This window comes from Actinoplanes rectilineatus, assembly GCF_000962825.1.
Lineage (GTDB): Bacteria > Actinomycetota > Actinomycetes > Mycobacteriales > Micromonosporaceae > Actinoplanes > Actinoplanes rectilineatus.
Genome location: NZ_JZKF01000097.1, coordinates 1 through 24,641 on the forward strand (window position 1 = coordinate 1; position 24,641 = coordinate 24,641).

The window sequence follows — 24,641 nt, forward strand, 5'->3', positions numbered from 1 at the left end:
CGCCCTCAGGCGTCGCGTTCTCATGCGCCCCGCCCTCAGGCGTCGCGCCGGTTCAGGACCAGGCCGGCCAGGGCGAGCAGGCCGGCCACCCAGGCGGTCATCACCAGGCCCGCGGTGAGCGGCGCGATCACCACGTCGGTGTGCATTCCGCGCAGGAACATGTGCGCGCCGACGATGTCCGGCAGGTAGGCCGCCCACGGCGTGATCTTGGTGAGCAGGTACGACACCGAGACCACCGCGGTGTTCAGGATCAGCAGGGTGAGCGTGACGATGCCGTTACGGGCGAGCAGCGTGATCGCGAAGGCCAGCAGCCCGATCAGCACCCAGTAGAGCACCGCCGCGGCGATCCGGCCGGCACTCGGCGCCGGCGCCAGTGAACCGTGGACCAGCCCGGTCAGCGCGAGCGTCGCGGCCACCGTGGTCACGCCCTGCACCGTGGTCACCGCCGTCAGCGCCAGGGCCTTGGCGACCAGCAGCCGGGTTCTCCGGGGTACGGCGAGCAGTGTCGCGGTGAGCTGCCGCGCCCCCGGAGCGTCCTCGCCGGTCGACGTGTACTCGCTGCTGACCGCGACCACCCCGAGGATCATCGCGCCGAGCAGGCCGATCCCGAGATACTGGAGACCCGTGTCGGAGGCGTCACCGGTCAGCCCCGCGGCGATCGCCTCACGGGCCGCCGAGGCGTTCACCACGACCAGGAGCGGTCCGACAGCCGACCCGAACACCACACCGATCCAGGCGGTCGGGATTCCGAGGAGTTTGCGCAGCTCGGCGTGGACCAGGCTCACCACGTCCGGCCCCCAGAGGTCAGCGCGAAGAACGCGTCCTCGAGCGTGGCGTGCCCGCCGACCACCTCGGCGAGCGTGCCGCCCGCCACGATCCGCCCCTGGTCGATGACCACGACGTCGTCGACGGTCTCGGCCAGTTCACCCATCAGGTGGCTGGAGAGCAGCACCGTACGCCCCTCAGCAGCACTGTCCCGCAGGAAGGTCCGCATCCAGCGGATGCCGGACGGGTCGAGCCCGTTCACCGGCTCGTCCAGCACCAGCACCGGCGGGTCACCGAGCAGCGCCGCCGCCAGCCCCAGCCGGCGGCTCATCCCCAGCGAGAACCGGCCGGCCCGTTTCCCGGCGTCCGCGGTCAGGCCCACCCGGTCGAGCACCTCGTCGACCCGGGACCGGGCCAGGCCGTTGCTCGCGGCCATCCACCGCAGGTGGGCGCGGGCCGACCGGGACCGGTGCGCCCCACTGCCGTCGAGCAGCGCCCCGACCACCGTCAGCGGCCGGTCCCACTCCGGGTAGCGCCGCCCGTTCACCCGGGCGGTGCCGCTGTCCGGACGGTCCAGTCCGAGCAGGACCCGTACCGTGGAGGTCTTGCCGGCGCCGTTCGGCCCGAGGAACCCGGTGACCCGGCCCGGCCGCGCCTCGAAACTCACCTCGTGCAGGATCCGGGCCCGGCCCTTCGCCTTGCTGACGTGCTGGACGGAAATCATGCGGCCCAGTCAACCGGCGTCCCCGCCCGGCCACATCGGACCGGGAACCGAGGTTCTCCCCCGGAATCTCAGACCCAGGTCCGACGACGGGTGGCACGGTGGTGGCTACTGTCGGGCCGGTGAACACGCTTCCCCGGCCCGCCTGGCGCACCCGCGCGGCGACCGTCGCGGCCCTCCTCGCCGGCTTCCTGGTGCTGGCGATGTGCACGGTCGGGGCGTCCGGCCCGCTGGCGAGGTTCATCCCGACGGTGATCGCCGTCAGCGCCGTCGCCGTGGGCCTCTGGGCCGTGCACCGCTGGCGTGCCGACCGCGCCGACTACGAGCGCCGTCTCACCGAGTGGGCCGCCGCCGAGGCCGTGCTGGCCGAGCGCATCAGCATCGCCCGCGACCTGCACGACCTGGCCTCCCACGGCCTGGGCCTGATCACGGTCCGAGCCGCCTCGACCCGCCACCTGCCCCAGTCCGACGACATCCGCTCCGCCCTGTCCGACATCGAGGAGACAAGCCGCCACGCCACCGCCGAGCTACGCCGCATGCTCACGGTCCTGCGCGAGCCCGCCGGCGCGGGCCCCCGGTCCCCGGCCGAGGGCTTGGAGACGCTCCCCGACATCGTCCGAGCCGCCGCATCCGCCGGCCTCCGCCCGACCCTGACCATCAACCTCCAGCCACCCACCCCGGCCACCGACCCACCGTCGGCCGCTCTGAGGGCTCCGGGCACTCCGGCCGATCCGTCGACGGGCACGTGCGAGCCGGACCCCGAAATGCCGGCGGCCACGGTGAACGCCCCGTCGATCACGGATGTGTCGCCGGGCGTGCAGCTCGCGGTCTGCAAAACAGTCCGCGAGGCGCTCAGCAACGTTGCCAGGCATGCCGGGCCCACCGATGTGACCGTCAGCGTGCACCGCGACGCCGGGTGGGTGGTGGTCACGGTGGCCGACCGGGGCCCCGCCCCAGGCTGGCGGGCCATGCCGGGCGCCGGTCACGGCCTGGCCGGCCTACGAGAGCGGGTGGGCACCCTGGGCGGCGTCATGACGGCCGGCCCGGTCGAAGCGGGCTTCCGGCTCACAGCCCGAATCCCCGACAACAAGGACGCGCAGTGACAGCACGCCCCACTCCCCTCATCCGGTCACGTCCTCCACACCCACTTCCCACCGAGCCACTTCCCGCTGCACCTCTTCCACTTCCACCCCGCCGTGCCTCCCATCCCGCCGCCTCGCAGCACCTTCCGTCCCGCCACCTCACAGCCCTTTCGACACCGCCGTACCTTCCGTCCCGCCATCCCACCGCCCTTTCGACACCGCCGCACCTTCCGTCCCGCCACCCCACCGCCCTTTCGACACCGCTGCGGCCGCCGTGCTCGCCACAGCCGGCTTCGACAACGCCAACCCCGGCGACCCCAGACGCGGCAAACCCAAACGCGGCAAACCCAGCACCGACGGCCACAACCACGGCTCCAGCGGCTCCGGTATCAGCGGTTTCAGGCTGGGCGACTCCGGCGGCAGCGGCCTCGGCACCAGCGGTTTCGGAGGGCGAGGCCGGGGATGGCCGGAGGGCTCCGGAGGGCGGGGACGGGCAGGCGATTCGGGTTCTGCTGGTGGATGACCAGGCTCTGCTTCGGCACAGCTTGGCGATCGTCATCGACAAGGAGCCGGACCTGACGGTGGTGGGGCAGGCTCGGGACGGGGCGGAGGCGGTTCGGGAAGCGAGGGCAGCACGGCCGGACGTGATTCTGATGGACGTTCGGATGCCGGGCGTCGACGGGCTGGTCGCTACCCGGCTCATCTGTTCGGATGCGGCGCTCTCCGGCAGCCGGGTGCTGGTTCTGAGCATGTTCGAGATGGACGAGTACGTGTATGAGGCGCTTCAGGCGGGCGCCTCCGGGTTTCTGCTCAAGGACGCGCGACCCGAGGTGCTGCTGGATGCCGTCCGGCGTACCCATGAAGGGGAGTCTCTGTTCGCTCCTTCGATTGTGACGCGACTGGTCCGGCACTATGTGGCGTCGCCCCGGCCGGAGCGGGACGGTGCGGGGCTTCGGCGCCTCACGCCCCGGGAGGTCGAGGTGCTGGCGCTGGTCGGCAACGGACTCTCCAACGATGAGATCGCCGCGTCGCTGCTCGTCTCCGTCAAGACGGTAAAGACCCATCTCGGTCATCTTCTGGCGAAGCTGGCTGCCCGGGACCGCGCCCAGCTCGTCATCGCCGCCTTCAACGCCGGGCTGGTCCATCCCCGCTGAGCCCGAGGACGACGCCTCAGCTGCGTCGATGGCCCGGCATCTCCGGGGCGGCCGGCGGCAACCGGCTGAACGAACGAACCCGGTCCGGGCGCAACGGCTCTGGCCCCTTGCGCGGGCTTCCTAGATTATGTTCCGCGAGCGCGGTCTCCCTGATGTGCATCGATCGTTCGGCCGTCCGACGAGTCTGCGCCGCCACCCGTTCATATTCCTGCGCCTTCGGTCGGAGATACACGGCATGGCACAACGCACAACGCTCACGGAGATCCGGGAGCGCACATACAAGCGCAGGGACGCCTGGTGGACGGTCTGGCTGGTCGATCCGCTGGCTTCGCGGCTCGTCTGGCTTGTCGCACCGTGGCGTTGGTTCACCCCCAACCGGCTCACGGTCGGGGCCTTCCTCGTCGGTCTCGGTTCCGCCGCCGCGTTCTGGCAGGGCAGCTACGCCTGGCTGCTGGTCGGCGCGGTGCTGTACCACCTGAGTTTTGTGCTCGACTGCATGGACGGCAAGATCGCCCGGCTGAACGGGACCGGTTCGCTGTTCGGCGCCTGGCTGGACTACGTGTTCGACCGGCTGCGGGTGCTGGCCTGCGCGATCGGCCTGTTCGGTGGGCAGTACGTGCTCACCGGTGACGTCGTCCACCTGTGGCTGGCGTCGCTGGTGATCTTCCTAGACATGTTCCGCTACCTGAACGCCCTGCAGATGGGCAAGGTCAAGCAGACCATGAAGGAGAAGCTGCTTGCCGCGTACGAGGAGGCCGGCGCCCCGGCTCCGGAGGTCGTCGAGGAGACGGCCGAGGAGGACCCGTTCGGCCCGCAGCAGCCGCGGGACAGCATCCGCTCCCGGGTCGACGTGCACGGAGACTTCCGTGAGCGTTACACCCTGTTCGTCCGGATTCGCAACTTCCTGCTGCGGCAGCGTATCCGGGCGCACGTCTTCAGTGGCATCGAGTTCATGATGTTCGTTTTCATCGTCGGCCCGATGATCGGCCAGATCGTCATCACCACGATCGTCTCCGCGGTGCTGGTGCTGACGTTCGAGGCGCTGCTCGTCTTCAAACTGTGGACCACCACGAAGACGTTCAACAAGCGGATCGCCGCGCTCCCCGACGAGATCGCCGCGAAGGCCGCTCCGGTACTGGTCTGACGCCGGTGTCGTGTGGTGACTTCACACGGTGAAATCACCACACGACGGTCACGGCGTGATGCGCAGCGGGACCACGTCGGGGGCGCCCAGGCGTGCCGCGTCCGCCGTCTCGTCGTCCTGCTGTTCCTGCGAGGCGCGTTCCGCCTCCACCCGCAGCCGATAATTGCGGACCTCGCGTTCCCGCTGCTCGGCGCTCCAGCCGAGCACCTCGCCCATCAGTTCGGCCACCTGCGGCGCGGCCTCCACACCACGGTCGAACGTCTCGATCGAGATCCGGGTACGCCGGGTCAGCACGTCCTCCAGATGCCGGGCACCTTCGGCTGCCGCCGCGTACACCACCTCCGCCCGCAGGTAGTCCTCGGCGCCGTCCAGCGGCCGGCCCAGCTCCGGCGTCGCGCGGATCAGGTCGAGCAACTCCCCGACGAGCGACCCGTACCGGCCGAGCAGGTGCTCGACCCGCGCCACGTGCAGGCCGGACGACGTGGCCAGCAGGCGCCGCCGGTTCCACAGCGCCGGGTATCCCTCCGCGCCGAGCAGCGGCACCCGGTCGGTCACCGAGCGCGGCACCGAGCGGCCCAGGCCGTGGACGCAGGCGTTCACCGCATCCCGGGCCATCACCCGGTAGGTGGTGTACTTCCCGCCGGCCACCACGACCAGCCCCGGCACCGGACTGCCCACCGAGTGCTCGCGGGACAGCTGGGACGTCGAGTCGGACTCGCCGGAGAGCAGCGGGCGCAGTCCGGCGTACACACCCTGCACGTCTGCCCGGGAGAGCGGCGTCGACAGGACCTTGTTCACCTCGGCGAGCAGGTAGTCGATGTCCTTGCGGGAGGCCGCCGGATGCGCCTTGTCCAGCGCCCAGTCGGTGTCGGTGGTCCCGACGATCCAGTGCCGGCCCCAGGGGATCACGAAGAGCACGCTGGACGCGGTCCGCAGGATCAGCCCGGTCGACGACTGGATCCGGTCGCGCGGCACGACCAGGTGGATGCCCTTGGAGGCGCGGACGTGGAACTGTCCCCGCTCCCCCACCAGCGACTGCGTGTCGTCGGTCCACACCCCGGTCGCGTTGATCACCTGCTGGGCCCGGATCTCCACGACCCGGTCGTACTCCAGGTCGCGGACCCGGACGCCGGTGACCCGGGCGCCTTCGCGCAGGAACCCGATCACTTCGGTACGCGACGCGACATGCGCCCCGTACGCGGCCGCGGTCCGCGCCAGGAACAGCGTGTGCCGGGCGTCGTCCACCTGCGCGTCGTAGTACTGCAGCGCCCCGACCAGCGAATCCGACCGCAGTGCCGGGCAGGCCCGCAGCGCCCCTCGCCGGGTCAGGTGCCGGTGCCGGGGCAGCGACCCGGACAGGGCCATCGTGTCGTAGAGGGTGACGCCCGCCCCGGCGTACAGGCGCTCCCAGCCGTGGTGCTTGAGCGGGTAGAGGAACCGGACCGGCCGGGCCAGGTGCGGGGCGAGGCGCTGCAGGATCAGGCCGCGTTCCCGCAGCGCCTCGCGGACCAGGCCGAAGTCGAGCATCTCCAGGTACCGCAGGCCACCGTGGATGAGTTTGCTGGACCGGCTGGAGGTGCCGGAGGCGAAGTCACGCGCCTCGACGAGGCCCACGGTCAAACCCCGTGTGGCCGCGTCGAGGGCGCACCCCGCTCCCACCACTCCGCCGCCGATGACCAGCACGTCCAGTTCCGCACCGGCGAGGCGGTCGAGGGCCGCGTCGCGGTAGGACGGCGAGAGATCAACCATGGTCAGTCCACGTCCACCCAGTCGAGGGTCCGCTGCACCGCCTTCTTCCACTTGCCGAAGCCCTGCTCGCGCTGATCCCGCGACCAGCCCGGCTGCCAGCGCTGCGACTCGTTCCAGTTCTCCCGCAGCTCGTCGGTGTTCTTCCAGAAACCGACGGCGAGACCCGCGGCGTACGCGGCCCCGAGCGCGGTCGTCTCCGCCACCACCGGGCGGCTGACCGGCACGCCGAGGACGTCCGCCTGGATCTGCATGCAGAGGTTGTTGACGGTGATGCCACCGTCGACCTTGAGGACGTCCAGGGTGACGCCGGAGTCCTGGGCCATCGCGTCGACCACGTCCCGGGTCTGGTAGCAGATCGCCTCGAGGGTGGCGCGGGCGATGTGCGCGTCGGTGTTGAACCGGGACAGGCCGACGATCGCGCCCCGGGCGTCGGACCGCCAGTAGGGTGCGAACAGTCCGGAGAACGCCGGGACGAAGTAGACGCCGCCGTTGTCCGGGACGGAGGCGGCCAGCCGTTCGCTGTCCGCCGCGGAGTTGATGATGTGCAGCTGGTCGCGCAGCCACTGGACGGCCGAGCCGGTCACCGCGATCGAGCCTTCGAGGGCGTACACCGGGGCGGCATCGCCGAATTTGTAGCAGACCGTGGTGAGCAGCCCGTTCTCCGAGCGCACCAGGTTGTTGCCGGTGTTCAGGAGCATGAAGTTGCCCGTGCCGTAGGTGTTCTTCGCCTCGCCGGGGGCGAAGCAGACCTGGCCGACCGTGGCGGCCTGCTGGTCGCCGAGGTCACCGGTGAGCGGCACCGACCCGCCGAGCGGGCCGGACACCTGGGCCTCGCCGTACCCGGCGGGGTCGGACGACGGCCGGATCTCGGGCAGCATCCGCCGGGGGATGTCGAAGAAGGACAACAGTTCGTCGTCCCAGTCCAGCGTCTCCAGGTTCATCAGCATCGTGCGGCTGGCGTTGGTCACGTCGGTCACATGGTTCCCGGTGATGTTCCACAGGAGCCAGCTGTCGGTGTTGCCGAAGAGGGCGTCGCCGCGTTCGGCGGCCTCCCGGACACCGTCGACGTTCTCCAGGATCCACTGGATCTTCCCGCCGGAGAAGTACGTCGCCGGCGGCAGTCCCGCCTTGCGCCGGATCACGTCGCCGCGCCCGTCGCGGTCCAGTGCCGACGCGATCCGGTCGGTCCGGGTGTCCTGCCAGACGATCGCGTTGTAGTAGGGCCGGCCGGTCCGCCGGTCCCACACCACCGTCGTCTCCCGCTGGTTCGTGATCCCGACCGCCGCCAGATCGCTGGCCTGCAGGTTCGCCTTCTGCATCGCGGTGCGCACGACCGCGACGGTCCGCTCCCAGATCTCGATCGGGTTGTGTTCCACCCAACCGGCCTGCGGCAGGATCTGCTCGTGCTCGAGCTGGTGCCGGCCCACCTCGTTGCCGCCATGGTCGAAGATCATGAAACGGGTGCTGGTGGTTCCCTGATCCACTGCGCCGACGAAGTCAGCCACGGCTCGCCTCCACGGTCTCGTCGTTCGGGGTCGGTACCCGTCCCGGCTCCGGTGGCTCGGCCGAGGGCAGGAACCGCCCGATCAAAGTCTGGTACAACCCGGCGCCCACCACGCCACCGATGATCGGCGCGACGATCGGGATCCAGAAGTAGAGATACCCTGTCTGATCCCGGAAAGCGCCACCGTAGCCGGTCAGGAAACTGGCGAGTCGCGGGCCGAAGTCGCGGGCCGGGTTGATCGCGTACCCCGCATTGGTGCCCCACGCCATGCCGATCGCCACGATCAGCAGGCCCACCACCACCGGTCCGAGGTTCGCGGCCGGGGCGTTGTTGTTCATGTCGGTCAGCGCCAGGATCACGAAGAGCAGGATCGCGGTGCCGATGATCTGGTCGCGGAAGGCGCCCCATTCGCTGACCGCCAGCGTCCCGTTGCCGGGCAGGGTGGAGAAGACGCCCTGGGTCTTGATGGTCAGTTCCGGATCCGCCGCGTGCAGGACCTCGGTGTAGTTCCAGCGCACCAGCAGCGCGGCGACGAACGCGCCGAGGAACTGGGCGAGCGAGTACGGGGCGACCTTCCGCCAGGAGAACCCCTTGAAGACGGCGAGCGCGATGGTGACCGCCGGGTTGAGGTGTGCGCCGCTGATCCGGGCCGCGACGTAGACGCCGAGCGTGACGCCCAGGCCCCACGCCCAGGCGATGCTGTCGTGATCACCGATGCCGGCCGCGGCGACCTGCGCCACCACCCCGACACCGAACAGGATGAGGATCATCGTGCCGGCGAACTCGGCCGCTAGCTCGCCGAGCAGACCGGGAACTTTGAGTCGTTCGGACATGCTCCCTCCCTACGAACCGCACTGGTGCAGTTGCCACGGACGCTAGGAAGCCGCCGAGCCCCCGGCAACGAACGTCGGTCGGCATTGTCGAACATCAATCGGGGACGCAGGACACAAGTTGGCATAGAGTCCGAAACATGCCCGGTACGGTGCAATCGATCGAACGTGCGGCCGCGATCCTGCGAACCCTGGCCGGCGGTCCCGGGCGCCTGGGTCTCAGCGAGATCGCCCGATCCCTGGACCTGGCGAAAGGCACCACCCACGGCATCCTGCGGACCCTGCAACGGGTCGGCTTCGTCGAACAGGACCGGGTGTCCGGTCACTACCAGCTCGGCGGAGCACTGCTGCACCTGGGCACCAGCTACCTGGACATCAACGAACTGCGGTCCCGTTCGATCAACTGGGCGGACCCGCTGGCCGCCCGCAGCGGCGAAGCGGTCCGGATCGGCACCGTCCTGGAGGGCCGGGTGCTGGTCGTGCACCACGTCTTCCGCCCCGACGACACGTTCCAGACCCTGGACGTCGGTTCACTGCTGCCCCTGCACGCGACCGCCCTCGGCAAGGTGCTGCTCGCGTACCGGGCCGGAGGCGCCACGGCGGCGCAGCTCGACGCGTACACCCGAAAGACTGTGATCTCCAAGCGTGAGCTGTCCACCGCGCTGGACCAGGTCCGTGAGGCCGGATGGGGCGCCGACGTCGAAGAGCTGACGCTCGGGCAGGCCGCGGTGGCCGCCCCGATCCGCGGATACGGCGGCCTGGTCGTCGGCGCGATCGGCGTCTCCGGACCGGTGGAACGCATCTGCGACAGCCGGTACCGGCCACGCCAGCACCTCGTCACCTGTGTCCGCGACGCCGCCCGCGCGGTCTCGAGGGATCTGGGAGCCGCCCGCCAGTGAACGACGGAGGGACCGTGATGACCGAGAGCTACGTGGTCGCGATCGACCAGGGCACCACCTCGACGCGATGCATCGTGTTCGACCGGCGCGGACAGCTCGTGTCCCTCGCCCAGCAGGAACACAAGCAGTACTTCCCGAAACCCGGCTGGGTCGAACACGACGCCATGGAGATCTGGCGCAACGTGGAACGCCTCGCCCCGCGGGCACTGCAACGGGCCGGCATCACCAGCGACCAGGTGGCAGCGGTCGGCATCGCCAACCAGCGGGAGACGACCGTGGTGTGGGACCGGCGGACCGGCCGGCCGCTGGACCACGCGATCGTCTGGCAGGACACCCGCACCGACGCCCTGGTCCACGAACTCGCCGCACTGCCCGGCGCGCAGGCCGTCACGGACCGGTGCGGGCTGCCGCTGGCCACCTACTTCTCCGGCCCCCGACTGCGCTGGATGCTCGACCACACGCCCGGCCTGCGGGAACGCGCCGAACGCGGCGAGGTGCTCTGCGGCACGATGGAGACCTGGCTGATCTGGAACCTGACCGGCGGACTGCACGTCACCGACGTCACCAACGCCAGCCGCACCATGCTGATGGACGTCCGCGCGCTGGACTGGTCACCGGAATCGCTCGCCTTCTTCGGCATCCCCCGCGACATGCTTCCCGAGGTACGGCCCTCCGTCGGCGTGTTCGGCACCGCCGTGGCGGCCTTCCCCGGCGTGCGGATCGGCGCGGCCCTCGGCGACCAGCAGGCCGCCCTGTTCGGGCAGACCTGCTTCACCCCCGGCGAGGCGAAATGCACGTACGGCACCGGCAGCTTCCTGCTGCTCAACACCGGCACCGAACCGGTCCGGCCGGAGAACGGGCTGCTCAGCACGGTGGCGTACCAGATCGCCGGCGCCCCGGCGACATACGCGCTGGAAGGCTCGATCGCGATCACCGGCTCCCTGGTCCAGTGGTTCCGCGACCAACTCGAGCTGATCTCCAGCGCCCCGGAGATCGAAACTTTGGCACGAACGGTCGCCGACAACGGCGGCTGCTACATCGTGCCGGCGTTCTCCGGGCTCTACGCACCGCACTGGCGCAGTGAGGCGCGGGGTGTGATCGTGGGGCTGACCTCGTACATCACCAAAGGACACCTGGCCCGCGCGGTGCTGGAGGCGACCGCCTGGCAGACCCGCGAAGTGGTCGACGCGATGGCTCGCGACTCGGGGCTGGCGCTGAAGACCCTCAAGGTCGACGGCGGGATGACCGCCGACAACCTGCTCATGCAGATCATCGCCGACGTCCTGGACGTGCCGCTGGTCCGGCCACTGGCGGTGGAGACGGTCTCACTGGGCGCCGCCTACGCCGCCGGCCTGGCCGTCGGATACTGGCCCGACCTGGACGGCCTGCGCAGCAACTGGCACATCGCCGGACAGTGGATGCCGGCGATGCGACCAGAGATCCGCGAGACCGAATACGCCCACTGGCGGCGGGCGGTCGAACGGACCTTCGACTGGATCCAGCCCGCCTGACCCGGTGTTCAGTGCACGAGACTTTCCACCATCCGGGGGTCGGCGTCGCGGAAACCACGGCAATGACCGCACACCAGGTAGTAACGGCTCGGCCGCACCGGGAACAACGGCACGAAGAACAGCGTGAACTTGGTGCTCCGGCGCAGCACCGTCTGCGGCGCCGCCCACCCACAGATCTCGCAGGTCATCGACGGCGTGCCGATCACATGATCCTTGGACCGAAGCCCGAACAACAGGAACAAAACCCCTCCTCCACTCACCCCAGGATCCCACCGCGGGTCAAACCCTCTGCCGAGTACGAGCCACACCTCCCTCAACCGCACCGGCTCGTCCCGCCATGCCCCAGGTGGGCCACCTCCCCGCCGCTGTCCCCAGTCCCCCGCCCCCACGTCGCGAAAACCGTTGCCCGGTCGGTTGCGGCTCCCCGGCGAACCCGCCGTCGAGGGCCCGGACCGGCCGAGCCGTCGCCCACGGCTGTCATCCTTGCGAACAGCCGTGGTCGACGGCCGGGCCAGGCCGAGCCGTCGCCCACGGTCCGATCCGGCCCACAATCCGACCGCAGACGACGGCCAGGTCGACCCAGCCGTCGCCCACGGTCCGATCCGGCTGACAAAACAACCACAGTCGACGGCCGGGAGTAGCCCAGCCGTCGAGCGCTGTCGTCATCGGCCCGCCAACCGACCACCAACGACGGCCGGGGATAGACACGTTTCGTGGTCAGCGTCCGTGTCGCGACTTGGGGCCCCCAGCGCGCCCGCAATCACCACGCTCCACCACGGGCGTGGTGACTTCGGGCCCCCAGCACGCCCAAACTCACCACGCGGACGGGCTTCGCACCCTCAGCACGAAGGCGTCTAGCCCAGCCGTCACCCACGGTCCGATCCGGCCCGCAAACCGACCACCAACGACGGCCAGGTCGACCCAGCCGTCGCCCACGGTCCGATCCGGCCCACAAACCGACCGCAGACGACGGCCGGGACCGGGCGAGCCGTCGACCACGGCTGCCCAGCAGATGCGACTCGACCACCAGCAACGGCGGGACCGGCTCAGCCGTCGTCTATGGCTGAGCCGACCGGCGAACTCAGCCGCGTACGACGGCCCGACGGCTCGAGCCGTCATCGGCGGCTCGTCGCGGGCGGGCGAACTGCCACCGTCGACGGCCGGGCTCCGGAGACGGCCACCAACCGCCCCGGAGACGGCCACCAACCGCCGCGAAAACGGTTACCAATGCCCCGGAGACGGTCACCAATCGCCCCCGGAGACGGCCGCGGGCGAGAACCGGGGAGGTCGACAAGTCCGGCTGTCGGGTGAGAGCAGCGGCAGGGCACCGTGTGCCCGCGGCCGCAATGCCGATCACGCGCGGATTGGGGGCCGGGGCGAGCAGAAGAGGGGTGTGAGCCGAACAGACCTGGGTGCGCCACGGGACTCTGCGTCGCGCGTACCAGAAATCAGGCGGCGCCGATGACCCTGGCTGTCGCCCTCTGTTTCAGGGCGTAGCCCTGTTTTGCGGCGTCGCGGAGGCGGGCGACCAGCGGTGATCGGGAACGGCGCGCCCAGGGGACCGGGACCTCGGTGGTGCCGTATTTGGCCTTGTAGGCGTTGCCCCCGACGAAGTCGAACTCGGTCACGCCGCGGGCCTTGGCCCAGCGCAGCGCGTGCCAGATCAGGGTTTCGTTGGGGCGCAGGTGCTGGTGTTCGCGGTAGCTCGCGCCGCCCCAGAAATACATGGTGCGGTGGTGCCAGGGCAGGATCGCGGTGGCGATGCAGCGGCCGTCCGGGTCGCGGGCGCGCAGCAGCAGGACGCTGCCGGCCGGAGTCAGGTGACGGATCAACGACTCGACCCTTTCCACCGAATAGGTGGGGACCAGATTCTGCTTCGCGAAAACGTCGCGTAATTGATCGTAGAATTCGGCGGCGAACAAAGGGTCGCCGGTGGCGTCCTCGATCGTGACGCCGGACTTGGCGGCCTTGCGGATGTTGCGGCGGCAGGCGCTCGCCATCGCGCCGAACAGGGTGTCCTCGTCGGGGGCCAGGCCGATCACGGCGGTCGGCGCGGTGTCCCAGCGCAGGCCGAGGCCGTGCAGGTCGGCCTCGGTGGTGCCGCGGTCGCGGATCTCCAGGTGGGCGGCGCCGATGTCGTCGAAGGCGAACGGCAGCAGCGCCGCGACCGCGGACCGCCGGGACACCTCGGGTCGCAGCTGGAAGCCCAGGTAGGAGGTGGTCCAGCCGGCCATCGGGCTGCCCAGGATGCGCAGTCCGTACCTGCGGGTGAGCAGGCCGGTGAAGTGGCCGAGGGTCTGGCCGTCGGCGTGCACCTCGGCGAGGACCGGCTCGGCGCCCTGGCTCTCGGCGACGAAGTTCACCCACTCGGGCGTGTGGAAGATCAGCCGGTCGTCGTAGCCTGCGCGGTCGGCCCATCCGGCGGCGGTCGGCTCCACCTGTCGCAGTCGCAGCATCGTGCACGCCCCGCTCTCCCATTGAGGTCCCGACGCACGATGATGGACACCCGTACGCGCATTTTGCAACAGCCGATCGGCCCATTCTCGAATTGACGTGAATATTACTCGCATTCCTTATGACAATTGCTACTGCCGGGACCGCGTACGTATTTGCAAAGGTTGGTGAAGGCCGCGGGGTTCGTTGTGTCCGGGGCCGGGTCCGAGCACGACGAGCGGGAGGGTGCCGATCGCATGCAGCCACCGACAGCGATCAAACGACGCCTGAACGAGCTGGGACTGCGCAGCCGTCTGCGGGCCCGGCCGAGGACGCAGGGGCGCATCCTCGCGCCCGCCGGTCTCCTGCGCCGCCTGCCGAGCGCACCCGGCCTCTACTTCCCCTTCTACCACGACGTCCTCCCGGAGTACGGCGAGGACATGCGCCGTCACCTGCTCGCCCTGGGCCGGATCGGACCGTTGGTGTCGTGGGACGACGCGCTCGCGGTGCTGGCCGGCGAGCGGCCGATGACCGGTCCGGTCTTCTGCCTGTCGTTCGACGACGCGCACCCGACCTGGCGCGACGTGGCCGCCCCGATCCTGCTGGAGCTGGGCGTGCCGGCGATGTTCTTCCTGACCTCCGGCATGGTCGGCACGCCGGGCAACCTGACCTGGGACGACTGCCGCGCCCTGGTGGCGGACGGCTTCGACTTCGGTTCGCACACGGTCACCCACCGGCGGCTCGCCGACCAGGGCGACGAGGACGCGGCCCGGGAGATCGTCGACTCCAAACGGGACATCGAGGCGGAGCTGGGCGTCGAGATCCGGGACTTCGCCGCGCCGTACGGGCATCCGGCGGTCGACTTCCGGGAGCGCGACGTGCGTGTCGCGCGGGAGGCCGGCTACCGCAGTTTCGCCACCACGCTGCGCCCGGCCATGCGGGTGGGCGGCTCGCCGATGTTCATCCACCGCCAGGGCCTGCACCCGGCCTGGCCCATGCTGGCCGTGAGGACCCGGGTTCATGACTGACACGCGCATCTACCTCTCGCCACCGGACGTCAGCGACCTGGAGCGCAAGCTGCTGCTCAAGGCGTTCGACTCGAACTGGGTGGCGCCGGTCGGCCCCGACCTGGACGCCTTCGAGGCGCAGACGGCCGAACTGGTCGGCGTGCGGCACGCGGTGGCGCTGAGCAGTGGCACTGCCGCGCTGCACCTGGCACTGATCGCCGCCGGGGTGCGGCGCGGCGACACCGTGCTGGTCCCGTCGTTCACCTTCGCGGCGACCGCGAACGCGGTGACCTACCTGGGCGCCCGCCCGGTGTTCCTGGACAGCGCGCCGGACGACTGGAACGTGGATCCGGAGCTGGTCGCCGAGGAACTGCGGTCCCGGGCCGACCGGGGGCGGCTGCCCCGCGCGGTGATCGCCGTCGACATGTACGGCCAGTGCGCCGACTACCAGCCGTTGCTCGACGCCTGCGACCGGTACGACGTCCCGCTGATCGAGGACGCCGCCGAGGCGCTGGGTGCGACCTACCGGGGCCGTCCGGCCGGGTCGTTCGGTCTCGCCGGGGTGCTGTCCTTCAACGGCAACAAGATCATCACCACCGGTGGCGGCGGGATGCTCGTGACCGACGACGGTTCGGTCGCCAAGCAGGCCCGGCACCTGGCCACTCAGGCCCGCGAGCCGGTCGCGCACTACGAGCACCGCAGCGTCGGCTACAACTACCGGCTGAGCAACCTGCTCGCCGCGGTGGGCCGGGGCCAGTTGCAGCGGCTCGGCCAGATGATCGAGGCGCGGCGGCGGACCGCCGAGCACTACCGGGCCGCCCTCGCCGATCTGCCCGGACTGGCCTTCCTGCCGGTCGCCGGGTACGGCACCCCCAACCACTGGCTGACCTGCGTGCTCGTCGACTCGCCCGCGGACCGTGACCGGATCCTGGCGGAGCTGGCCGGCCGCGACATCGAGGCCCGGCCGGCGTGGAAACCGATGCACCTGCAACCGGTCTTCCGGGACTGCGTGATGCGCGGCGGCGAGGTCAGCGAGGGATTCTTCCGGCGGGGCGTCTGCCTGCCCAGCGGGTCCGCGCTCACCGACCACGACCGGGACCGCGTGGTCGGGGCCGTCCGGGCCGCCGTCACCGGCCGGGAGGGCTGACCGATGCGGATCGTCTACATCCACCAGTACTACTGCAATCCGTCGATGGCCGGTGGCATCCGGTCGTACGAGCAGGCCCGCCGCCTGGTCGCCCGGGGACACACCGTCGACGTGATCACCACGGACATCACCCCGGGCGACCGGGAGCTGGGGTGGCGGGTCACCCGGGAGGACGGCGTGACCGTCCACTGGTTCCGGGTGCCGTACTCCAACGACATGTCCTACGCGCGGCGGCTGCGGGCCTTCGCCGAGTTCATGGTCCTCGCCGCGGTCAAGGCCGCCCGGCTGCGGGCCGATCTCGTCTTCGCCACCAGCACACCGCTCACCGTCGCGGTGCCCGGCGTGATCGCGGCCAAGCTGCGCCGGGCACCGTTCGTCTTCGAGGTCCGCGACCTCTGGCCCGAGGTGCCGATCGAGATGGGCGCCCTGCGCAACCCGGTGGCCCGCCGGCTGGCCGGTGCGCTGGCGAACTTCGCCTACCGCAACGCCAGCGAGGTCATCGCCCTCTCCCCCGGGATGGCCGCCGGGGTGCTGGCCCGCCGGCCGCAGACACCGACCACGGTCATCCCGAACGCCGCCGACCTGGAACTGTTCGCGGTCGGCGACGAGCAGGTCCGGCGGTTCCGGGCCGGCCACGAGTGGCTCGGTGACCGGCCGCTGATCGTCTACACCGGCGCGCTCGGCGCGGTCAACGGGGTGGACTACCTGGTCCGGGCCGCGCACCGGATGCGGGAACTGGACCCGGACGTGCGGGTGCTGATCGTCGGGCACGGCAAGGAGTGGGAGCCCACCAAGCGGCTCGCCGCCGACCTGGGACTTCTCGACGAGACGGTACGGATGTGGGAGAAGGTCCCGAAATCCGAACTGCCGGTGATCCTCGGCGCCGCGACCATGTCCACCAGCTTCGTCCGCCCGATCCGTGGGCTCTGGGACAACTCCGCCAACAAGTTCTTCGACGCTCTCGCGGCGTCTCGCCCGATCGCCATCAACTACGGCGGATGGCAGGCCGAGATGTTGCGTGACTCCGGCGCCGGCCTGGTGCTCGATCCGGAGGACACCGGCGCGGCGGCCGAACTGCTGGTCAAGCACGTCCGTGACGACGACTGGCTGGAGCGTGCCCGGGCGGCGTCGCATCGGCTGGCCGTCGAGCAGTTCTCACGGGACATGCTCTTCGACCGCTTCGAGGCGGTGCTCCACCGGTCGGCGCCACGCCACCGGGAAACCGCCCTGTCCTGACGAAATACGGGGGAAGTCAGCGTGGAACTGCGTGCGTACGTGCGGGCGTGCCGGCGCCGATGGCTCTGGCTCGTGCTGCCGGTGCTGCTCGCCACCGGCATCGCCGCCGGCATGGGCACGGCCGGTGAGCCCGCACACCGGTCGTCGATGGTGCTCTTCGCGAGCTCCGGGAACGGCGATCCGGACGCCGGGGCGCGCCGGCTGAACTCGTACATCGCCTTGCTGACCGGTCCCCGGGTGGCGCAGGGCGTGGTGGACCGGATGGGCCCGGGCATCACCCCCGAGCAGGTCAGCGCGAGCCTGTCCGCGCAGGTCCGGGAGGGCACCGACCTGCTGGTCATCTCGGCGACCGACCCGGACGCGGCCCGCAGCGAGCAGATCGTCACCACCGCGGCGACCGTGCTGGTCGGGTTGGCCCGGCAGATCGGCAGCGCCGACAACCCGGACGCCGAGACCCCGGCGATCTCGGTGCTGCAGGACGCGGAGACCACCGAGGAGCCCGGCACGCTGGGCCGGGACGCCGGTTTCGCGGCCGTGCTGGGCCTGCTGATCGGCCTGATCGCGGTCGCGGTCCGGGAGGCCACCGCACGGACGGTGGCCGACGAGGACGACCTGCGCCGGCTGGGCGTGGGCACGGTCGGGGCGATCGCGATAGGCGGCCGGTTCGGGCGCGGTGATCACGCGGACCGGGCGCTGGCCGAGGCGTTCCGGCGGCTGCGCAGCCTGCTGCCGGACCTGGCCGACCCGCACAACGGGCCGGGGCGGGGCAAGTCGCTGCTGCTCACCGGCTCCGGGCGCAAGGAGGGCACCACCGCGGTCACCTGCGGGCTGGCCATCGCGATGGCCGAGACGGGGGCACGGGTCGCGCTGGTGGACGCGAACATGCGTACCCCGGGGGTGGGGCGTTATCTGGCTCTGGAGCCGTCGCCGGGGCTGGCCGAGGTGCTCGCCGGTTCGGCCCGGATGCGCGACGTGCTGCAGAAGGCCCTGAACGGGCGGGTCACCGTGCTGCCGGCCGGCGAGGACGCCCCGGACCCGGGTGAGTTGCTGGCCTCGCCGCGGCTGAGCAGCACCGTGCGGACCCTGACCGACCGGTTCGACATCGTGCTGGTGGACGCGCCGGCCCTGCACGACGTCGCGGACGCCGCGGTGATCGGGCAGGTGACCGACGGCGCGCTGCTGGTGGTGCGGGCCGGCCGGACCCGGGCCGCGGACGTGCGACGGTCGATGGACCTGCTGGAGCGGGTCGGCGCGCGGCTGGCCGGGGCGGTGCTCAACGCGCTGCCGCGCAAACTGCCGACCGGTCCGGTGGACGAGGTGTCCGGGGTGCCGGGTTTCGGTGACAAGCCGGAGCTGGCCGACGCCGGTTCGCCGGACTGGCACGGGGACACGTTCGTCTCGCTGCCCACGGTCGGGCCGGCCCGGGGACGGGCTCGGGTCGTGGAGGCTGCCACTCCCCCCGAGGAGTCCCCCAAAAGCGATGACAAGTCCGACGAATCCGATGAGTGAACTGCGGGCGGAACACGCCGCCGGGGACCTCGCCCCACCACGCCGCGCCGACCCGTTCTCCTGGTTACGCACCATGGTCGCCGAACCCAGCGTCCAGCTCCTCGCCTCCCAGGTGCTGACCGGCGGTGTCGCCACCGCCGCGAACATCCTGATGGTGCGGTCGCTGACCCCGACGCACCGCGGCGAGGTCGCGCTCATGCTCCAGGTGGTCTACCTGGTCACCCAGGTGCTCCTGCTGGGGACCGAGCGCAGCTTCGTGGCGAGCTATCACAACGTCGCTCCGGCGCCGGCGGTCCGGGCGTACGCGAAACTGCTCCTGATCCCCGCGGGTGTCGCCCTGTCCGGCGCCGTGGTCTACGCGGTGATCGCCCCGGCCCGGATCTCCCCCGGGCCGGTGATCATCGCGATGCTCGCCTGGTACGCGCTGATCGAGGCCGCCGCCCTGGCCACCCGCTCGATCGCGATCGCCGTCGGCCGGGTCCGTGACTTCCTGGTCGCCCGGATCCTCGAGGCGGTGCTGCTCCTGGCCATGCTCGTCGGGCTCTACCTCGCCGGCGCGTCGCATCCGGAGTACTGGTTCCTGGCCTACGTGGTCGCCGGCGCCGTGCCGACCGTCGTCTACCTGGTGATCTGGCTGCGGCTGCCGGTGTCGCCGGACGCCGCCCCGGTCGCCGATGACCAGAACCGCCAGGTCCGGCGGGAGGGCCTGGCGCTGTTCCCGGCGGCCATCTCCAACATGGCGATGCTGCGGGTGGACCGCCTGGTGATCCCGGTGCTGGCGTCGACCGCCGCGCTCGGCCTGTACACCTCGGTGGCCACCCTGACCGAGCTGCTGGCCTGGCCGATCCGGGCGTACGCGGACTCCCGCCTGGGCCGCTGGCGGGCCTCGCACCGCGACGGTGGTCTGCGCACCCGCCCGGTCCTGGTGGCGGTCGCGGTCTACGTGCTGGTCATCGTGCCGGTCGTGGCCGGCGGGCTGTACCTGCTGATCGTCCCGGTCTTCGGCCACCAGTACGCCGCGGCCCGCTCCGTGGTGCTGCCGCTGGTCGTCGCCGCCGGCCTGTACGCGGTCTCCCGGGTCAGTCTCGGCTTCCTGATCGCCAAGGGCCGCGGCGGTCTCGTCTCGGTCGCCGAGATCACCGGTTTCGTGGTCAGTTTCGCCGCCTACGTGCTGCTCATCCCCCGGCTCGGCATCCTCGGTGCCGCCTACGGTTCGCTGCTCGGCTACGGCGCCTGCCTGGTGTTCGCGCTGGTGGCCACGACGCTGGCCCGGGAGAGACCGTGAGGCCGCGGGCGTTCGTCGCGCCGGGTCTGCTGCTGGTCCTGGTGGCGATCGGCGGGCGGTACACCCTGGACCGGGCCGGTTTCCTCGATCTCGCCTGGGTCGACCTGCGGGTGATCGGCCTGGTGCTGGCCCTGGTGGTGCTGGCCCTGGACGCCGCCCGGCAGCCGGGGCCGCACCCGATGGACGGCCTGCGGCACGAGGGCTGGCTGGTCGCCGCCCTGATCTTCTTCGTCTTCCAGATCGCGTCGGCGCTCTGGGCGCCGTCCGCCTCCCGGGTCGGGCCGCAGACCCTCGACCTGGTCCTGCTGGCCGTGCTGACCATCGCCTTCTATGCGTACGCGGCCGGCGACCCGGACACCGTCGGCCTGCTCCTGTTCCGTCTGCTGTTCGTCGCCGCGATCGTCTTCGCGCTGGCCGCGCTGCTCGTCAACGGCCCCGGCGAGCAGGGGCGCTATTCGGCGTTCGGCGGCGGGCCGAACGTCTTCGTCCGCATCGAGATCCTCGGGGTGATCAGCGCGGTGGCGTTGTTCATGCTCACCGGACGGGTCTGGCCGCTGCTGGTGACCCCGCTGTTCCTGCTGGCCGCGGTGCTCTCCGGGTCGCGGGCCGGTCTGCTGGCCGGCGCCGCGGTGGGCGCGGTCGCCCTGCTCAAACTGCGGCACCGGCTGCGGCCCGGCCCGGTGGTCGCCGCCGGGCTGGTGCTGGCCGCCGCCGGCGCCGCGCTCTGGGTGTTCGCCCCGCCCGAGTTCACCAGCCTGTTCCAGGAGCGGTTCGTCGAGCAGACCGTCCAGGAGCAGTACATGTCCGACCGGACGTCGATCTGGGCGGCCGCCGTGGACCTGTTCCTCGTCCATCCGGTCGCCGGTGCCGGGCTGGACGGGTTCTACGGCGAGATCGGCGTCAACCAGATGGTCGAGTACCCGCACAACTACGTGCTCGGTGTCGCCGCCGAGGGCGGTCTGCTCGGGCTCGGCCTGCTGGGCACCTCGATCGTGCTGTGGACCCGGGTGGTCCACGGCGGCGGCCTGCGTCCGCAGGTCACCGGGCTGGCCGTCGCGTCGGCCGTTTTCGTGGGACTGAGCAGCCTTTTCTCCGGCGACTACTACGACGCCCGCCTAGCGTGGATCTTCGCCGCTGTGGCCGCCGCGGCCGCCGTCTCGCGGTCCGGGGCCCCGGTGTCCGATCCGCACACACCCGAGCGAGAGCCGGTACCGCGATGACCGACCGGAGGAGCCGGCTGAGCCGGCGTGCCCTCATCATGCTGGGCCTGGGTTCGGTGGCCGCCGCCACCGCAGCGCACAGCGCCACCCGCTACGCCGCCGGGGGTGACGACATCGGGGAGAGCACGCCGCTGCCCGGTGCGGCCCCGGCCACCGCCGACAAACTCAAGGTCAAGACGGTGGCCCACTGGACCGGCGTCTTCCTGCAGAGCTGGGACTACCAGGAGAAACACAGCATCCCGCTGAGCAGGTCCAGGGACAGCCGCGACCACTACGACCTGGCGTACTCACTGGACGCCTGCGTGGCGATGTTCCGGGCCACCGACCAGAGACGGTTCCTGGACCGGGCGCTGGACTACGTGGAGAACGTGGTGGCGGCCGCCGTGCCGTCCAAGGACGGGTACCGCGGCTGGCCGTCGGTCCGGTCCGGTGAGGGCGGCAACGAGGTGCCGCTCTACGAGAGCTACTTCTGGCGGTACGCCACCACGCTGCTGACCGCCATGAAGGAGAACCCGGCGATCCTCGCCGACCCGAATTATCGGGCCCGGTACGACACCCTGCTGACCTTCGCCGAGGTGCAGATCTTCGAGAAGTGGTACTCGCGGGGACAGGACGACAACATCTACCGCGAGCGGACCCACATGGCCGCGCACTGGGCCCTGATCGCGCTCAACCTGTCCCAGCTGACCGCCGACGAACGCCGCCGCGGCCGGTACACCACGGTGCTGACCACGATCGGCGACCGGATCCGCAAGCAACTGCGGCGCAACCCGGTGGACGGGCACGCGTACTTCTGGAGCGACGTGTGGGGGTCGGCGAAACGTCCCGGTCAGGACGCCGGGCACGGCAACGGCGTGATCACGTACGTGGTGGAGGCCCGCGACCACGGGCGCGGCTGGACGGACGCGGACGTGGCGGCGTTCGCGGCGACGCTCACCACGGTGGTCTGGCCGTCCGGGACGACCTATCACGCGTACGTGGACGGCACCGGCAAGGACAACGGCTGGTATTCCGACGGTTTCGTGAAGCTGGGCCGCTACGACCCGGCCGTGCAGCTGCGGCTGGAGAACCACCAGGTGGTGAACGATCAGTTCGCCGCGAACATGGCGCTCAACGCCCGGATCCTGCGGGCGTAGAGCGGCGGGAGAAGGAGAACACGACATGACGGCTTCGCTGCTGGAACCGGCGGCTCGCGAGTGGAAGGAGACGCTGCAGCACGTCGGCCACGACATGTACCACGTGCCGGAGTACGTCGTCCTCGACGCCCGGCTCTACGGTGGCGCTCCGGCCGCGTTCTGGTACGAGCGGAACGGCCGCCGCCTGCTGGTACCGCTGATCGTCCGGGACGTCCCGGACTCGGACCTGCGCGACGCCATCTCCCCGTACGGCTATCCGGGGCCGGTCAGCGACGCCGTCGCCGAGGACGCCGCGTTCTGGGAGCCGGCCTGCGCGGCGATGCGGGACACGCTGCGGTCCGCGGGCATCGTCAGCGCCTTCGTCCGGATGCATCCGCTGCTCGGCTCCCCGCCACCCACCCTGGAACGGTTCGGCACGCTGGTCTGCCACGGCGAGACGGTCTCGATGGACCTGACCGTCGACGAGGACGAGATGTGGCGGCAGACCCGCAGCGACCACCGCAACCACATCAACCGGGCGAGGAAGGCCGGCACCGAGATCGTCTTCGACGACTGGGACCGGCTGCCCGAGTGGGTCGAGGTGTACCACGACAACATGCGGCGGGTCGGGGCGACGTCGTACTACTTCTTCACCACCGAACACCTGGCGGCGCTGCACGACGCGGTCGGCGACCGGATGCACCTGGCGGTCGCCCTCGAGGACGGCGAGGTGGTCGGCGGGAACACCTTCTTCTCGTACGACGGGATCGCCACCGGGTACGTCTCGTCGACCCGGCGGGCACCCAAACGGTACGCCGACGAACTGCTCTACGACTCGGTGCGCCGCTGGTGCAGGCAACGCGGCGACCGGGTGTTCCACCTGGGCGGGGGCAAGGGCGGGGCCAACGACTCGCTGTTCTCGTACAAGGCCGGGTTCTCGCCGAGCCGGCACCTGTTCCACACCTGGCGGGTGGTGTGCGACTCGGAGGCGTACGAGCGGCTGGTCCGGGAGCGCCGCCCGGACGCCGACCCGGCCGACCTGACCGCCACCTTCCCGTCCTACCGTTAGGAGCCCGTCATGCGGATCACCTGCGTCGGCGGCGGTCCCGCCGGTCTGTACTTCGCGGTGCTGGCGAAACTCGCCGACCCGGGCCACGAGATCACCGTGCTGGAACGCAACCCGGCCGGCGTCACCTGGGGCTGGGGTGTGGTCTTCTGGGACGACCTGCTCGACGACCTGTTCCGGTACGACCCGGTCAGCGCCGAGCGGATCTGGGAGGCCGCCTGCCAGTGGGACGAGTACGAAGTGCGGGCCACCGGCAAACCCGTCACCCACCTGCCCGGGTACGGCTTCAGCCTGGGCCGGCACAAGCTGCTCGAGATCCTCTCCACCCGGGCCACCGAACTGGGCGTGCGGATCAGCTGGTCCGACGACCTGGGCGACCCGGCCGCGCTGCCCCCGGCCGACCTGGTGGTGGCCTGCGACGGGGCGGGCAGCCGGATCCGGCAGAGCAACGCCGAGCATTTCGGGGCGGAGGTCGACGTGGCCGACAACAAGTACATCTGGCTGGGCACGCCGCACGTCTTCGACACGTTCACCTTCGGATTCGTCCGCACCGAGGCCGGCTGGATCTGGTACCACGCGTACCCGTTCAACGACACCACCAGCACGTTCATCGTGGAGTGCACGCCGTCGACCTGGTCCGGTCTGGGTTTCGACACGATGGACGCGGCGGCCGGCACCGCCCGGCTGCGGGAGATCTTCGCCGGCCACCTGAACGGACAGCCGCTGATCGACCAGCGCGCCGACCTGGGCGGCACCGGCTGGCTGAACTTCCGCCGGGTCACCGCGCAGCGCTGGGACCACGGCAACGTGGTGCTGATGGGCGACGCCGCGCACACCACCCACTTCGCGATCGGGTCCGGCACCAAACTGGCCATGCAGGACGCGATGGCCCTCGCCGACGCGGTCGCGTCCGGTGACGAACTGCCGGTGGCCCTGGAAAGATACGAGCACCGCCGGAAGGCGGCGATGGCGCCGTTGCAGCGCGCGGCGCGGGCGAGCAGTTCCTGGTTCGAGCACGTCGGCGACTACGCGGACCTGCCGGCCCGGCGTTTCTCGTACGCGCTGTCGAACCGCCGCGGCGAGTTCCCGGTGTGGCGGTACGCGCTGCACATCTCCACCCAGAACACGGTCCCGCGTGCGCTCCTGCGCTGGACCCTGAGCGCCCGCCGGTGGAGCCGGGCCCGGAGGCGGCCGGGCACGGCGACCGTGGCGGCGGGTCAGGTGATACCGCATACCGCGTGACGCGCGGTGACAAGTGAACAGC

At 71.0% G+C, this 24,641-nt stretch carries 21 protein-coding genes; 14 read left to right on the forward strand and 7 right to left on the reverse strand.

What is annotated here, in order from left to right; genetic code table 11:
• Positions 1-35: 35 nt before the first annotated feature.
• Complete coding sequence (locus WH85_RS39685; RefSeq protein ID WP_052721142.1) at positions 36-788, reverse strand: hypothetical protein; 753 nt, start codon at positions 786-788, stop codon at positions 36-38.
• Positions 782-1,489, reverse strand: a complete 708-nt coding sequence (locus WH85_RS39690; protein ID WP_045747317.1) for an ABC transporter ATP-binding protein — start codon at positions 1,487-1,489, stop codon at positions 782-784. Before WH85_RS39690 ends, WH85_RS39685 begins: the two co-directional genes overlap by 7 nt.
• A 119-nt stretch (positions 1,490-1,608) precedes the next feature.
• Between WH85_RS39690 and WH85_RS52540 the strand changes: the two genes are divergently transcribed.
• From WH85_RS52540 to WH85_RS39705, 3 genes are all read left to right on the forward strand, one after another.
• Entirely contained in the window at positions 1,609-2,589 is a 981-nt protein-coding gene (locus WH85_RS52540) for a sensor histidine kinase (protein WP_045747318.1), read from the forward strand.
• Positions 2,590-3,083: 494 nt separating this feature from the next.
• On the forward strand, positions 3,084-3,722 hold the full coding sequence (locus tag WH85_RS39700; protein WP_281179133.1) for a response regulator: 639 nt from the start codon (positions 3,084-3,086) through the stop codon (positions 3,720-3,722).
• Between the two features lie 235 nt (positions 3,723-3,957).
• On the forward strand, positions 3,958-4,866 hold the full coding sequence (locus tag WH85_RS39705) for a CDP-alcohol phosphatidyltransferase family protein (protein ID WP_045747319.1): 909 nt from the start codon (positions 3,958-3,960) through the stop codon (positions 4,864-4,866).
• Between the two features lie 48 nt (positions 4,867-4,914).
• Here WH85_RS39705 and WH85_RS39710 read toward each other — a convergent pair whose 3' ends face one another.
• From WH85_RS39710 to WH85_RS39720, 3 genes are read right to left on the reverse strand one after another with little or no spacing between them, the layout of a single operon-like run.
• A complete protein-coding gene (locus WH85_RS39710; RefSeq protein ID WP_045747320.1) occupies positions 4,915-6,615 on the reverse strand; it encodes a glycerol-3-phosphate dehydrogenase/oxidase in 1,701 nt (566 codons plus the stop codon).
• Between the two features lie 2 nt (positions 6,616-6,617).
• Positions 6,618-8,120, reverse strand: a complete 1,503-nt coding sequence (glpK, locus tag WH85_RS39715; RefSeq protein WP_045747321.1) for a glycerol kinase GlpK — start codon at positions 8,118-8,120, stop codon at positions 6,618-6,620.
• Positions 8,113-8,952 (reverse strand): MIP/aquaporin family protein, encoded by an 840-nt coding sequence (locus tag WH85_RS39720; protein WP_045747322.1) that lies wholly within the window; start codon positions 8,950-8,952, stop codon positions 8,113-8,115. The genes glpK (WH85_RS39715) and WH85_RS39720 overlap by 8 nt, the downstream gene beginning before the upstream one ends.
• 137 nt (positions 8,953-9,089) lie before the next feature.
• On the opposite strand from WH85_RS39720, the gene WH85_RS39725 reads away from it, so the two are divergent.
• Both WH85_RS39725 and glpK (WH85_RS39730) read left to right on the forward strand, forming a co-directional pair.
• Positions 9,090-9,848 (forward strand): IclR family transcriptional regulator, encoded by a 759-nt coding sequence (locus WH85_RS39725; RefSeq protein WP_045747323.1) that lies wholly within the window; start codon positions 9,090-9,092, stop codon positions 9,846-9,848.
• Between the two features lie 17 nt (positions 9,849-9,865).
• Complete coding sequence (gene glpK, locus WH85_RS39730) at positions 9,866-11,359, forward strand: glycerol kinase GlpK (protein WP_045747340.1); 1,494 nt, start codon at positions 9,866-9,868, stop codon at positions 11,357-11,359.
• Between the two features lie 8 nt (positions 11,360-11,367).
• Here glpK (WH85_RS39730) and WH85_RS39735 read toward each other — a convergent pair whose 3' ends face one another.
• Positions 11,368-11,601 (reverse strand): zinc-ribbon domain-containing protein, encoded by a 234-nt coding sequence (locus WH85_RS39735; RefSeq protein ID WP_052721143.1) that lies wholly within the window; start codon positions 11,599-11,601, stop codon positions 11,368-11,370.
• 1,206 nt (positions 11,602-12,807) lie between these two features.
• On the reverse strand, positions 12,808-13,815 hold the full coding sequence (locus WH85_RS39740) for a GNAT family N-acetyltransferase (RefSeq protein WP_045747324.1): 1,008 nt from the start codon (positions 13,813-13,815) through the stop codon (positions 12,808-12,810).
• A gap of 234 nt (positions 13,816-14,049) precedes the next feature.
• Between WH85_RS39740 and WH85_RS39745 the strand changes: the two genes are divergently transcribed.
• The 9 genes from WH85_RS39745 to WH85_RS39785 are packed head-to-tail and all read left to right on the forward strand — an operon-like array spanning position 14,050 to position 24,619.
• Positions 14,050-14,820: a polysaccharide deacetylase family protein gene (locus WH85_RS39745; protein ID WP_045747342.1), complete on the forward strand. Its 771-nt coding sequence runs from the start codon at positions 14,050-14,052 to the stop codon at positions 14,818-14,820.
• Positions 14,813-15,946, forward strand: coding sequence for an aminotransferase class I/II-fold pyridoxal phosphate-dependent enzyme (locus tag WH85_RS39750; protein WP_045747325.1), 1,134 nt, complete (start codon positions 14,813-14,815; stop codon positions 15,944-15,946). Before WH85_RS39745 ends, WH85_RS39750 begins: the two co-directional genes overlap by 8 nt.
• Positions 15,947-15,949: 3 nt before the next feature.
• Positions 15,950-17,182 (forward strand): glycosyltransferase family 4 protein, encoded by a 1,233-nt coding sequence (locus tag WH85_RS39755; RefSeq protein ID WP_045747326.1) that lies wholly within the window; start codon positions 15,950-15,952, stop codon positions 17,180-17,182.
• Between the two features lie 21 nt (positions 17,183-17,203).
• The gene (locus WH85_RS39760; protein WP_083449625.1) at positions 17,204-18,691 is read left to right on the forward strand and encodes a tyrosine-protein kinase domain-containing protein; all 1,488 of its coding nucleotides are present in this window, start codon (positions 17,204-17,206) and stop codon (positions 18,689-18,691) included.
• The gene (locus WH85_RS39765; protein ID WP_245674295.1) at positions 18,684-19,976 is read left to right on the forward strand and encodes a lipopolysaccharide biosynthesis protein; all 1,293 of its coding nucleotides are present in this window, start codon (positions 18,684-18,686) and stop codon (positions 19,974-19,976) included. The genes WH85_RS39760 and WH85_RS39765 overlap by 8 nt, the downstream gene beginning before the upstream one ends.
• Positions 19,973-21,196 (forward strand): O-antigen ligase family protein, encoded by a 1,224-nt coding sequence (locus tag WH85_RS39770; protein WP_045747327.1) that lies wholly within the window; start codon positions 19,973-19,975, stop codon positions 21,194-21,196. The genes WH85_RS39765 and WH85_RS39770 overlap by 4 nt, the downstream gene beginning before the upstream one ends.
• Positions 21,193-22,332, forward strand: a complete 1,140-nt coding sequence (locus WH85_RS39775) for a hypothetical protein (protein WP_045747328.1) — start codon at positions 21,193-21,195, stop codon at positions 22,330-22,332. Before WH85_RS39770 ends, WH85_RS39775 begins: the two co-directional genes overlap by 4 nt.
• Positions 22,333-22,357: 25 nt before the next feature.
• Positions 22,358-23,380: a GNAT family N-acetyltransferase gene (locus WH85_RS39780; RefSeq protein ID WP_045747329.1), complete on the forward strand. Its 1,023-nt coding sequence runs from the start codon at positions 22,358-22,360 to the stop codon at positions 23,378-23,380.
• Between the two features lie 9 nt (positions 23,381-23,389).
• Positions 23,390-24,619, forward strand: a complete 1,230-nt coding sequence (locus tag WH85_RS39785; protein WP_045747330.1) for an FAD-dependent monooxygenase — start codon at positions 23,390-23,392, stop codon at positions 24,617-24,619.
• Positions 24,620-24,641 lie beyond the last annotated feature (22 nt).